We start from the raw sequence: 12282 nt of genomic DNA on the forward strand, positions 1-12282 counted from the left end.
TTGCGATCGAGTGTGTCACTGCCTCCGGTGACAGACAAGTTCACGCGGATGCAAGGCCCTCTGCGCGACAGCCTGTCAATTCCGCATCACGAATTTTGTACGGCTTTCGCGGCACGCTCGCGCTCGACGCGTTCGGTGACGTCGCGCGCCATTGCCACCGATCCCTGCACCGCACCGCCGGAATCCCGCACCAGCGCGAAGGTCATCTCGATATAGAGCTTGCGCCCGCTCTTGTGCAGCGCGCGAGTCAGCGTCGGCCTGCCCGCAAGCTTCATCGTCCCGCTCGCGAGCGCGGCCTCAAAACCCTTCCAGTGCGCGGCGCGCAGATGCTCGGGAATGATGAGGTCGAGGTTTTGGCCGAGCGCTTCGTCGGCGGAGAAGCCGAACAGCGCGGCCGAAGCGCGATTCCAGCGCATGATCGTGCCGGAGCGATCGGAATAGATCAGCGCGTCCGCGACGTCGTTGAGGATGCTTGTGTCGAGGTGGGATTGATCGCTCATGTGATGTCTTCCCGCCAGCATTCTGCGTCACCGCCCGCCCAGTGCGCAATTGCGCACAGGGGCGGGCGATCCGATACTCCGAGGCGGCAGTGACTGAGCGGACAAGCCGCTGCGTACTAGATGGCCCGGGTCAAGCCGGAGCATGACAGTAGATTGTGGAACTACACCCGAAAATGCTTCGATAGTTTGAGGCCCTGCGCCTGGTAGTTGGAACCGATGCGCTGGCCGTACATCGCATCGGGGCGCGCCAGCATCTTCTCGTAGACGAGGCGGCCGACGATCTGACCGTGCTCCAGAATGAACGGCACTTCGCGCGAGCGCACTTCGAGCACGGCGCGCGCACCCTGCCCGCCGGCGCCGGCGTAACCGAAGCCGGGATCGAAGAAGCCGGCATAGTGCACGCGGAATTCCCCGACCAGCGGATCGAACGGCACCATCTCCGCGGCGTAATCCGGCGGCACCTGCACTGCTTCCTTGGAGGCGAGGATATAGAACTCGCCGGGGTCGAGGATCAGGCTGCCGTCGGGGCGCGCGGAGATCGGCTCCCAGAAATCCTCCACCGCGTAGCCGGCGCGGCGATCGACATCGACGACGCCGGTGTGGCGCTTGGCACGATAGCCGACGAAGCCGCTGGCTTTCTCCCCCGAGAGATCGACCGACAGGGCGACGCCGCCGGAGAGATCGGCATCGTCGATGTCGACGAGGCGCTCGGCGGCATGCAAGCCGTCGAGCTCGTCGGCATTGAGGATGGCGTCACCAGTGCGGAAGCGCACCTGCGACAGGCGCGAGCCTTCGCGCACCAGTACCGGAAACGTCTTCGGGCTGATCTCGGCATAGAGCGGACCATGATAGCCGGCGCCGATCATGTCGAAGCGGCGGGTGCCGTCGGCGATGACTCGGGTGAAGACGTCGAGCCGGCCGGTCGAGCTCTTGGGGTTCGCGGCCGCGACGATCTCCGGCGGCAGCGCCAGGCTTTCCAGCAGCGGCACGATGTAGACGCAGTTGGTCTCCAGCACCGCGCCGTCGGCGAGACTGAACTCGTGCAGCTTCAACTCGTCGATGCGCTCGGCGACGGTGGCGCCGGGGCCGGGCAGGAAGCTGGCGCGGACGCGATAGGCGATGTCACCGAGGCGCAGATCGAGGCTCGCCGGCTGGATCTGGCTTTCGACGAAGTCGTATGCGGGCAGGATGAGGCCCGCCTCCGCCATCGCCGCGATCATGCGGTCGGGCAGGATACCATTGGCGTCGGCGGCAACCGTAAAGCTCAACCGGGGGTCCTCATGAAGGGGCAAACGCATCCGGACATGCCGGAAATACTAGCCTTTTACGGCTATCCGATGGACGCCTTGACGGAAAGGGCATTGCGGAATATGAGCATCACTTATCCCGTGGTGATTTGAGCCGGCCGGCTTGCAGCCACGTTAAATAAGTCGCTAAACAGGCCGGGGACCTCTGTGATCCCGGCCCGTGGAGATATCCAGGCCGGTTTTTTTGTGGCCGTTTTCAACGAGACGGTCATGTCGGAGGGTCCTATGTCGAAGTCGCCTACCACCTACCGCCCCGAAACCCGCCTGGTCCATTCCGGCACCCTGCGTTCGCAATATGGCGAGACGTCGGAGGCGCTGTTCTTGACGCAAGGCTACGTCTACAACAGCGCCGAGGAGTGCGAGGCGCGGTTCAAGGGCGAGGACCCCGGCTTCATCTATTCGCGCTACTCCAACCCGACAATCGCGATGTTCGAGCGCCGCATGATCGAGCTCGAAGGCGCCGAAGCTGCCCGCTCGGCGGCAACCGGCATGGCCGCTGTCACCACCGCGATCCTGGCGCCACTGAAGGCCGGCGATCACGTGGTCGCCTCGCGCGCGCTGTTCGGCTCGTGCCTCTACGTCGTCCAGGACCTGCTGCCACGCTACGGCATCGAGACCACGCTGGTCGACGGCCTCGATCTCGACCAGTGGCAGCGCGCGCTCAAGCCCAACACCAAGACGTTCTTCCTGGAGAGTCCGACCAACCCGACGCTCGACGTACTCGACATTCCCGGCATCGCCGAGATCGCGCACAGGGGCGGCGCGCGGCTTGTGGTCGATAACGTGTTCGCGACCCCGATCTGGCAGAGCCCGCTGGCGCTCGGCGCCGACGTCGTGGTCTACTCCGCGACCAAGCACATCGACGGCCAGGGCCGCTGCCTCGGCGGCATCATCCTGTCGTCGGAAGCGTTCATCGCCGAGCACATCCATAATTTCATGCGCCAGACCGGCCCATCGATCTCGCCGTTCAACGCGTGGGTCCTGCTCAAGGGCCTGGAGACGCTGGGCGTGCGCGTGCGCGCGCAGACCGACACGGCGGCGCGGATCGCCGAGGTGCTGGCGAGCCATCCGAAGATTTCGCGGCTGGTCTATCCCGGTCGCGCCGATCATCCGCAGGCGGCGCTGGTGAAAAAGCAGATGCGCGGCGGCTCGACGCTGATCGGCTTCGAGGTCAAGGGCGGCAAGTCCGCGGCGTTCCGCGTGCTCAACGAGCTCAAACTTGCGAAGATCTCGAACAATCTCGGCGATGCCAAGAGCCTCGTCACGCATCCGGCGACCACGACGCATCAGCGCCTGAAACCGGAAGACCGTGCCGCGCTCGGCATCAGCGAGGGATTCATCCGCTTCTCCGCGGGCCTCGAGCATGCGGACGATCTGATCGAGGATCTGACGGCAGCGCTGGAGAAGGCCTGACGGGCGAATGGCGAATAGTGAGCGGCGAATAGAATCTCTGTTCGCTCCTCGCCATTCCTATTCGCTCTACATCGGCCGGTACGTCCGCACGTCCGCGGGCACGTTCACGCCGATCTTGATCTGGCCGACGGAGCGGATGATGTCGTCGCCGAGCAGCTGGGCGAAGCAGGCATAACCCCAATCGTTCATGTGCAGGCCGTCGGCGATCACGAAGCTCTCGACCGGGATCGACTGCTTCTCGTGCCAGTCGCGCATCACCTCGAAGCGCGGGAAGATGCCGACGTGACGAAGCTCGGCGACCTTGCCGAGCAGCTTCACCATCTTGCCAGCGCTCTCGGCGCGCTGATTCACGGCCGGGGAATATTGCGGATCGACCAGCACGATGTCGGCGCCGCCGGCGGCCTGGATGCGGGCGATGCCGTCCTCCACCATCTTGGCGGTGTCGCCGGGATCGAGATTGCGCAGCACGGCGTTGGTGCCGACCTGCCAGATCACCAGATCCGGATGCACGTCGATCACCTCCTTCTGCAGGCGCTTCATCATCTCGGGCGCATCCTCGCCGCCGACGCCGGCATTGACGACGGTGATGTTGGCGGTCGGATATTGCCGGCGCAGCTGCGCGGCGAGGCGGTTCGGATAGTTGAACTCCGGCGAGCTCGCGCCAAATCCCGCGGTCGACGACGAGCCGAACGCGACGATGAGAACGGGCTGGCCGGCGACGAGCTTGCTTGCGACATGCGGCAGCGAGCCCATCGCCTTCGAGCCGCCCTTCGGCGGCAGGCAAGGCACGCGGCTGAAGATGTCGCTGGCGGATTTCGCCACCTGCTTCACCTTGTCGATGGCGCGCGAGGTGATGCCGCGCTGCTCAGGCGAGGTCGCGCCGACGGTGGTCTGGGCAGGCGATGCGGGAGCGGGATTAGCCGATTGCGCGGGCGTCGCCTGCGCCTGCGCGGCTTGCGCCTGGGCGCGCGTCTGCGAGACCGGGGTCAGCAACAGCAGCGCTGCCGCTAAGGGCGCAGCCAGCGATGCCGTCAGGCAAAAAGGGCGGAAGGTACTCATTAACGCTAGTCCTCAATTCTGCTGCTGGGCAGGCCCCAGATGGGCAGCGTCGATCACGAACTGTGCCAACGCCCGGCCGAGGCAATCATGGACCTGTTTCGCTAGCTCCGGCCCGCGGGACGGGCTGAACAGGTCGAACTGCCCCTGATCATTCCACTGCCGCATGATCGCGAAACGATCGAACAGCGGGATATCATGCTCCTGCGCCACCACCCGCATGTTGTCGAGATATGGCGGCACCGAGATCATGGTTTCAGTACGCGGGCTGTACTGCAAATTCATCAAGACGACGTCAGCCCCTGCATTTTGCAGCGCGGCAACCCCTTCGGTCACAGCGCCGCGGAAATCGTCGGGATCGATGGCTCGGATAGCATCCACGGTCCCGGTCTGCCAGATGACCAAAGTAGGCCTTTTTGCTTCCATCAGCTTAACGAAGGTTCCGGCCGCCTCCTCGGCCGTTTTCTTGCTCTGTATTTCTACGGAGACGTGCACGGCCGCCGACGGCGGGAGCATTTCCTTCAGGATCGCCTGCATGCGCGCCGGATAGGACGCGTCCTCGGAGGCCGGAATGGTGGTCGAACGGCTGCCGATGACCAGGATTTCAAGGGGTTTGCCTGATTTGACGACCTCGGCGACCCTGGGAAGCTGGCTCTCGCTGGTGAGCAGATAGGATGGCAATTCGCAGGCTGCGGGCGCGGCAGGAGCGGCAGCAGGCGCAGCATCGCCCGCGCGCGCGTGGGACGCGGCGAGGCTACCGCATAGCAGGATCAGGCTCAGGAGAACCTTCGCCTTCATCAGCCCCCTCCCGCCAGATCGGCGTTGCCGACGGCGTTTTTGGTTTTCGCACCGCTCTTGTCAGCCACGCGCTTGTACCACGAAATCACCGAAGCCACGCCCCACATGATCAGGATTCCGCAGAGACTAATCAGCGCATGCATGACCGCGCCGCCGGAGACTTCGGCCAGGATGAAATGGCCGGCAAAGGCGAGGAAGACGCCGAGACAGAAGATCTCGAGGGAGTGCTGGCCGCACAGGATCAGCGGGCGCAGCCAGGGCGATCTCAGGCCCGGCCACTCCCGCGGCAGAAAGCGCACGGTGAGCGCCGCCAGCGCCAGGAAATGCGTGAAGCGCAGCACATCGAGATCGGTCTTGTCGATCGGGTACATCCATTGCTCGAGCCGTTTCGGCATGAAATGCGACAGCTGCGGCACGTACCAGGTCAGCGTCACGTAGAACGCCGCGACGATATAGGCGATCGCGATCCACATCGTCACCGGCGAGGCCAGGATACGCGACATGCGCCGCGCACCTCCGAGCGCGCACCATGCGCCGAACACGAACAGCAATTGCCAGGCGAGCGGATTGAACGCCCAGAAGCCGTTCGGATAGGCGGAGAAGTAGAGATCGAATTCCCAGGTCACCGCATAGAGCGCGGCCGAGAGCGCGAGCGTGACGTCGGGCTTCCACTTCATCGACCACAGGATCAGCGGCAACGCCAGCATCAGCACGATATACAGCGGCAGCACGTCCATGTTGACGGGACGGAAGCGCAGCAGCAGCGCCTGCACGATGGTGATGTCGGGCTGCTTGAGAAAGTCCATGATCCCCATTTCTTCGGTGTAGAGCGGGTTCTCGAAGCTGGTCGCCACATAGGAAATCTCGGCGAGGAAGATCGTGAACAGGAAGACGTGGGCGACGTAGATCTGCCAGACGCGCCGCAGGACACGCGCGGTGGCGATGACGACGCCGCTCTCCAGCATCGCCCGGCCGTAGACGAAGGCGGCGGTGTAGCCGGAGATGAAGATGAAGATCTCGGTGGCGTCGCTGAAGCCGTAATTGCGGATCGTGAACCAGGTCAGAAGGCTCGGCGGCAGATGGTCGATGAAAATCAGCCACAACGCGAGGCCGCGGAACAGGTCGAGCCGCAACTCGCGCTCGCCGATGGCGGGCAGCGAGATGGCCGGCGCGGCCGCGCGCGGTTTTGCGGTTCCCGCGATCGATCCCGTCACTTGGTCGGCAATGGTCATTGGGGCCTAGAAACCCTTGCGCAAGTCGCGACGCATGAAGGAGTTTACAGGTCCGGGCATCGTCTCGCAAAGCGGCCGGATCACATTTGGGGTCTACTTCCTTGCGAATTCTGGCGGGACGATGTCGCGAAAACCGCCTCAGGCGTTTGGTTCCGGACCCGGATTTCGTTATGATGGCAGCCATGTACCGCGCCGTGACCCGTCAGATCGAAGTGACCGTCGAGCCGAACTTTGTTCCGGAGCAGTCGTCGGCCGACCGCTCGCGCTTTTTCTGGTCCTACACCATCGTCATCACCAATTCGGGCGACGAGACCGTGCAGCTCAAGACGCGGCACTGGATCATCACCGACGCCTCCGGCCGCCAGCAGGAGGTGAAGGGCGAGGGGGTCGTCGGCGAACAGCCGATCCTGGCTCCTGGCGAGCGCTTCGAATACACCTCGGGCGTCCCGCTCTCGACCGCCTCCGGCTTCATGACCGGCCGCTACCAGATGGTCAGCGAAAGCGGCGAACGCTTCGAGATCGAGGTGCCGACATTCTCGTTGGACAGCCCGGACAGCAAGCGGGTGCTGAACTAGGACGCGCAGTTCGCCGCAACGCTCACAACTGTCATGCCCCGGCTTGACCGGGGGCATCCAGTACGCCGCAGCCTCTCGCTTCCATCACCACCGTCTCGGAGCACTGGGTCGCCTGCCTTCGCGGGCGATGACCCTGAGTGGGTGCAATACGAAAACAACAGACGCCTTACGCGTCCTCCACACCCGCCTCATGCGGCGTGAACTGGTACACCGAGCTGCAGAACTCGCAGGTCACGACGACCTTGTCGTCCTTGACCATCGCGGCGCGATCGTCCGGCGAAAAACTCTTCAGCATGGACGCGACCGCATCTCGCGAGCAGGAGCATTGCGCCTTGAGAGACAACGGCTTGAACACGCGCACGCCGCGCTCGTGGAAGAGGCGGTAAAGCAGCCGCTCGCCGGACAGCTCGGGATCGATCAGCTCGACATCCTCCACGGTCTCGATCAGTGAGCGTGCCTCGACCCAGGCGTCGTCCTCGGCAACGCTGTGCACTTCGGCGCCTTCAGGGGCATCGCCGGGATGCAGGTCGGCCTGCCGCGCGCGCTCCGGGGCTTTCGGCAGAAACTGCATCAGCATGCCGCCGGCGCGCCAGCGATGCTTGCCGCCATCGCTACTGCGCCACTCCTCGCCGACCGCAAGGCGCACCTTGGTCGGGATCTGCTCGGAGCGCAGGAAATATTCGTGAGCGGCGTCTTCCAGACTACCGCCGTCGAGCGCGACCAGACCCTGGTAACGGCTCATGTCGGGACCCTGGTCGATGGTCATGGCGAGATGACCGCGGCCGAGCAGCGTGCCGGAGTCCTTGGCGACACCAAGGCGCGCGGCATCGAAGCGCGCATAGGCGCGCAGGCGATCCGGCGCCTGGTAGTCCACCACCAGGAACGACACCGGACCGTCGGTCTGGGCCTGGAGGATGAAGCGGCCCTCGAATTTCAGCGCCGAGCCGAGCAGCGTCGTCAGCACGATGGCCTCGCCGAGCAGCTTGCCGACCGGCGCCGGATAATCGTGCTTGGTCAGGATCTCATCGAGCGCGGGCCCGAGCCGCACCAGGCGACCGCGCACGTCGAGCGCGTCGACCTCGTAGGGCAGCACGGCGTCATCGATCGGAACCGCTGATGGCGCGCGAACCGGGCCTTCAGGCCCGGTCTTCATGTCAGGGGATTGGAAAACCATGGCGCTTTATCTGGGGTCGGAGGTGGTGGAATGGAAGGGCCGCGAGGGGCGGTGTGTTCCGGATGCAGTCATGATCGCACACGATCCTGCAGATTCGATGTCGTCCCGAGGCGCGCGACTTATCCGCCGAAGCTCGACGAGCGAAGGCGGAAGCGCGAACCCGATACCCATGGCCACAGGCCTGGGTTTGGCGAAGACTGTCGGCCTCTAGCCGTCCGCCGCGCGAGAGATTCCGCGGTATGGATCCCTGCGTTCGCAGGGACAACGATAGTGTGTGAGGCGCCCGCCGGGGCTTCAGCGAGATTACGTCACCGCGTCGAAGCACCAGGCCAGAATGCCCTTCTGCGCGTGCAGGCGGTTTTCAGCCTCGTCGAACACGACCGATTGCGGGCCGTCGATCACGTCATCCGTGACCTCCTCGCCGCGGTGGGCCGGCAGGCAGTGCATGAACAGCGCGTCGGGCTTGGCCAGCGACATCAGCTTGGCATTGACCTGATAGGGCTTGAGCACGTTGTGCCGGTGCTCGCCTTCCTTGTCGCCCATCGACACCCAGGTATCGGTGACGACGCAGTCGGCGCCCTTCACGGCGGCCTCAGGATCGGTGCCGAGCACGATCGGCGCATTCGTCGCCTTGATCCAGTCGCGCATCACCTTCTTCGGCGCGAGCTCCGGGGGCGTTGCGACGTTGAGCTTGAACTTGAAGCGCTCGGCGGCGTGAGCCCAGGACGCCAGCACGTTGTTGTCGTCGCCGGTCCAGGCCACCGTCCGGCCCTCGATCGGGCCCCGATGCTCCTCATATGTCATGAGGTCGGCCATCACCTGGCAGGGATGCGAACGCCGCGTCAGGCCGTTGATGACGGGCACGGTCGCATGTTGCGCAAGCTCCAGCAGCGCCTCGTGGTTGAGGATGCGGATCATGATGGCATCGACATAGCGCGACAGCACGCGCGCAGTGTCGGCGATGGTCTCGCCACGGCCGAGCTGCATCTCGGCTCCGGTGAGCATGATGGGCTCGCCGCCGAGCTGGCGCATGGCGACGTCGAACGAAACGCGGGTGCGAGTCGAGGGACGCTCGAAGATCATGGCCAGCGTCTTGCCTTCGAGCGACTTCACCGGCTGGTGCGCCTTCTGCTTCGCCTTCATCGCGGAGGATGCGGCAAGCATGCGCTTGAGCTCGGTCAGCGGCAGCTCGTTGATGTCGAGGAAATGCTTGGGTGAACTGCTCATCAGCTTGCCGCCCGCTTGTTGCCGGCAAGGGCCGTGCAGGCGCGCTCGAGCCGCACGACGCTATCCTCGATCTCGGCTTCTGTGACGACCAGAGGCGGCAGGAAACGCACGACATTGTCGCCGGCGCCGACGGTCAGCAATTTTTCGTTGCGCAGCGCTGCGACCAGATCGGCGGAGGGCACCACGGCCTTGATGCCGATCAGGAGCCCCTCGCCGCGCACCTCGCTGACGACGTCGGGGTGACGGTCGATCACGGAGGCGAGCTTCTGCTTGAGCAGCAGCGACATCTTCTGCACGTGATCGAAAAAGCCGGGCTTGAGCATGACGTCGAGAACGGCGTTCGCAGCCGAGATCGCGAGCGGATTGCCGCCAAAGGTCGAACCATGCGAGCCGGGGCCCATGCCAGCCGCCGCCACCGCGGTCGCCAGCACTGCGCCAATCGGGAAGCCGCCGCCGAGCGCTTTCGCCAGCGACATCACGTCAGGCGTGACGCCGGTGCGCCGATGCGCGAACAGATCGCCGGTGCGGCCCATTCCGGTCTGCACCTCGTCGAACGCGAGCAGCAGGCCCTTCTCGTCGCAGAGCTGGCGCAACGCCTTGAGGAAGGCGGGCGGCGACGAACGCACGCCGCCCTCCCCCTGGATCGGCTCGATCAGGATGCCGGCGGTCTGCGGACCGATCGCCTTCTTTACGGCCTCGATCTCGCCATGCGGCACCTGGTCGAAACCGTCCATCGGCGGGCCGAAACCTTCGAGATATTTTGCAGCTCCCGTCGCAGCCAGCGTTGCCAGCGTGCGGCCGTGGAAGGCGCCTTCGAAGGTGATGATGCGGTAGCGCTCGGGATGACCCTTCGAGAAGTGATGATGGCGGACCAGCTTGATCACGCCCTCCAGCGCCTCGGCGCCGGAATTGCAGAAGAACACGAAATCCGCAAAGCTCTCGCTGCATAGGCGCGCGGCGAGCTTCTCGCCATCGGGGCTCTGGAACAGGTTCGACATGTGCCAGAGCTTCGTCGCCTGCTCCTGCAGCGCCTTGACCAGCGCGGGATGAGCATGGCCGAGCGCATTCACCGCGACGCCCGATGTGAAGTCGAGATAGCGCTCGCCGTTGGTCGCGATCAGCCAGCAGCCTTCGCCGCGCTCGAAACCGAGGTCGGCCCTGGCGAAAACGGGGAGCAAATGCGGCGCGGCGCTGTTGGTCATGACGATCACTTGGATGTTGCGGACGGCCTGAGTGCGTTGCGCAACGCACCATTGACCGGCCCGGAAAACGAAACGTGCCGCCTTTTAAGGGCGGCACGCACGACTATCTTATGCTTGGTGAGACGGGTGTCAATGCCGCCCGAAAAGCCCCAGGAAACGCTGAATCCGTAGTCTTGCGGTGCCGATTTTGCGGGATTTTTCACCACGGAACATGTGGAAGCGAGTCGGCGGACTCTTGCGCGCGAGTCACGCCATATTGTAGCGTTTGGACTGTCAGATACGACATCTCGTGCAGCAGTTCTGATCCCAAGAGTCCTCATGTACCGGCGTAAACGTTCGGGCGCACCTTGTGTGCCCGGCGAGCCTTAAGGGATTCTGGCGGCACGGGTTTTTCAAGGCTTAGGCATTCGCTGTGAGGCCCCAGGATGGCTGGCCGGCAGCGAGGGAAAGGGTGCAATGACGGTTTTGACCTGGTCCGATGATCGCGTCGAGCAGCTGAAGAAGCTCTGGGAGGCCGGACTTTCGGCCAGCCAGATCGCGGCCGAGCTCGGCAATGTGACCCGCAATGCCGTGATCGGCAAAGTGCACAGGCTCGGCCTGTCCGGCCGCGCCAAGAGCCCCTCGTCGGCCGCGCCCCGGCCGCGCAAGGCGCGTCCCGCGCAGCACATGATGCGCGTGAGCCGCCCGATCTCGCGCGGCAACACCGCGCTGGCGCAGGCCTTCGAGGTCGAGGTGGAGGCCGAGCCGGTCACCTACGACAACGTGGTGCCGATGAGCCAGCGGCTGTCGCTCCTGGAGCTGAACGAGGCGACCTGCCACTGGCCGGTCGGCGATCCATCGAGCCCGGATTTCTTCTTCTGCGGCGGCAAGGCGCTCTCCGGCCTGCCCTATTGCGCGCAGCACTCGCGCGTCGCTTACCAGCCGGCGGCGGATCGCCGCCGCGCGCCCGCGAAGCCGGGCACGCGCTGAGCACTGCTTCAACGACATCGTCCCGGCACGCGGCCGGGACGATCCGAAGCAAAAAAGCGCGCCGCTCGGCACGCTTTTACTTTGCTCGCTTGCAGCCGTTCTTACGTCTGCTCCGCTTTCGCGAAGCGATCGTCCAGCGCGTAGCCGGCGCCGCGGACGGTGCGGATCGGGTCCTGCTCGCGGCCGAGATTGAGCAGCTTGCGCAGACGGCCGATATGCACGTCGACGGTGCGTTCGTCGATGTAGATGTCGCGGCCCCAGACGCTGTCGAGCAGCTGCTCGCGCGAGAACACGCGGCCGGGATGCTCCAGGAAGAACTCCAGCAGGCGATATTCGGTCGGACCGAGATCGATCGGCCGGCCCGAGCGCGCGACGCGACGCTTGTCGCGGTCGAGCTCGATGTCGCCATAGGCGAGCACGGTTGCGAGCCGCTCCGGGCTTGCGCGCCGCAAGAGGCCCTTCACGCGCGCCAGCAGCTCCGGCACGGAGAACGGCTTGACGATGTAATCGTCGGCGCCGGTCGCAAGACCCCGCACCCGCTCGCTCTCCTCGCCGCGCGCGGTCAGCATGATGATCGGAAGCTGCTTGGTCTCCGGGCGGGTGCGCAGCCGTCGGCACAGCTCGATGCCGGAGAGGCCCGGCAGCATCCAGTCGAGCACGATCAGGTCGGGGATGTGCTCCTTGAGACGGGTGTCGGCGTCGTCACCGCGCATCACCGTCTCGACGTCATAGCCATCGCCTTCGAGGTTGTAGCGAAGCAGCTCGGTGAGAGCTTCCTCGTCTTCAACCACCATAATGCGCGCGCCCATGGTGTCGTCGCTCCTTGACT

12 protein-coding genes and 1 riboswitch are annotated in these 12282 nt (G+C 64.9%); of the genes, 3 read left to right on the forward strand and 9 right to left on the reverse strand.

Translation table 11 applies throughout. The features are described from left to right. Nucleotides 1-86: 86 nt before the first annotated feature. Complete coding sequence (locus AC5V87_RS37875; RefSeq protein ID WP_456842079.1) at nucleotides 87-500, reverse strand: PAS domain S-box protein; 414 nt, start codon at nucleotides 498-500, stop codon at nucleotides 87-89. A gap of 161 nt (nucleotides 501-661) precedes the next feature. Next, nucleotides 662-1798: a 2'-deoxycytidine 5'-triphosphate deaminase gene (locus AC5V87_RS37880; RefSeq protein WP_495369506.1), complete on the reverse strand. Its 1137-nt coding sequence runs from the start codon at nucleotides 1796-1798 to the stop codon at nucleotides 662-664. Between the two features lie 80 nt (nucleotides 1799-1878). Then, nucleotides 1879-1958, forward strand: a riboswitch (SAM riboswitch). A gap of 74 nt (nucleotides 1959-2032) precedes the next feature. On the opposite strand from AC5V87_RS37880, the gene AC5V87_RS37885 reads away from it, so the two are divergent. Then, nucleotides 2033-3220, forward strand: a complete 1188-nt coding sequence (locus AC5V87_RS37885; RefSeq protein WP_456842078.1) for an O-succinylhomoserine sulfhydrylase — start codon at nucleotides 2033-2035, stop codon at nucleotides 3218-3220. A 66-nt stretch (nucleotides 3221-3286) separates the two neighbouring features. Here AC5V87_RS37885 and AC5V87_RS37890 read toward each other — a convergent pair whose 3' ends face one another. Genes AC5V87_RS37890 through AC5V87_RS37900 form a run of 3 tightly spaced genes read right to left on the reverse strand, consistent with a single transcriptional unit; the run spans nucleotide 3287 to nucleotide 6306 of the window. Beyond that, nucleotides 3287-4279: an SGNH/GDSL hydrolase family protein gene (locus tag AC5V87_RS37890; protein WP_495369507.1), complete on the reverse strand. Its 993-nt coding sequence runs from the start codon at nucleotides 4277-4279 to the stop codon at nucleotides 3287-3289. A 12-nt stretch (nucleotides 4280-4291) separates the two neighbouring features. Continuing rightward, a complete protein-coding gene (locus tag AC5V87_RS37895) occupies nucleotides 4292-5074 on the reverse strand; it encodes an SGNH/GDSL hydrolase family protein (protein WP_495369508.1) in 783 nt (260 codons plus the stop codon). Next, on the reverse strand, nucleotides 5074-6306 hold the full coding sequence (locus AC5V87_RS37900) for an OpgC domain-containing protein (RefSeq protein ID WP_456842075.1): 1233 nt from the start codon (nucleotides 6304-6306) through the stop codon (nucleotides 5074-5076). Before AC5V87_RS37900 ends, AC5V87_RS37895 begins: the two co-directional genes overlap by 1 nt. Before the next feature lie 170 nt (nucleotides 6307-6476). Between AC5V87_RS37900 and apaG the strand changes: the two genes are divergently transcribed. After that, a complete protein-coding gene (gene apaG / locus AC5V87_RS37905) occupies nucleotides 6477-6881 on the forward strand; it encodes a Co2+/Mg2+ efflux facilitator ApaG/CorD (RefSeq protein ID WP_456842074.1) in 405 nt (134 codons plus the stop codon). A 166-nt stretch (nucleotides 6882-7047) separates the two neighbouring features. On the opposite strand, the gene AC5V87_RS37910 is transcribed toward apaG, so the two are convergent. From AC5V87_RS37910 to AC5V87_RS37920, 3 genes are all read right to left on the reverse strand, one after another. Further along, a complete protein-coding gene (locus tag AC5V87_RS37910) occupies nucleotides 7048-8055 on the reverse strand; it encodes an Hsp33 family molecular chaperone (protein WP_456842073.1) in 1008 nt (335 codons plus the stop codon). 303 nt (nucleotides 8056-8358) lie between these two features. Then, nucleotides 8359-9282 carry an ornithine carbamoyltransferase gene (gene argF, locus AC5V87_RS37915; RefSeq protein ID WP_495369509.1) on the reverse strand — a complete coding sequence of 308 codons (924 nt, stop codon included), beginning with the start codon at nucleotides 9280-9282 and terminating at the stop codon, nucleotides 8359-8361. Then, nucleotides 9282-10484, reverse strand: coding sequence for an aspartate aminotransferase family protein (locus tag AC5V87_RS37920; protein ID WP_495369510.1), 1203 nt, complete (start codon nucleotides 10482-10484; stop codon nucleotides 9282-9284). Before AC5V87_RS37920 ends, argF begins: the two co-directional genes overlap by 1 nt. A gap of 456 nt (nucleotides 10485-10940) precedes the next feature. Here AC5V87_RS37920 and AC5V87_RS37925 point away from each other — a divergent pair, with 456 nt between their 5' ends. Further along, nucleotides 10941-11453, forward strand: a complete 513-nt coding sequence (locus tag AC5V87_RS37925; protein WP_027564820.1) for a GcrA family cell cycle regulator — start codon at nucleotides 10941-10943, stop codon at nucleotides 11451-11453. Between the two features lie 101 nt (nucleotides 11454-11554). Here the strand turns inward: AC5V87_RS37925 and phoB are convergent, their stop codons facing one another. After that, the gene (gene phoB / locus AC5V87_RS37930; RefSeq protein WP_008143479.1) at nucleotides 11555-12262 is read right to left on the reverse strand and encodes a phosphate regulon transcriptional regulator PhoB; all 708 of its coding nucleotides are present in this window, start codon (nucleotides 12260-12262) and stop codon (nucleotides 11555-11557) included. Between the last annotated feature and the right edge of the window lie 20 nt (nucleotides 12263-12282).

It is taken from the genome of Bradyrhizobium sp. SOJA106, from assembly GCF_059448745.1.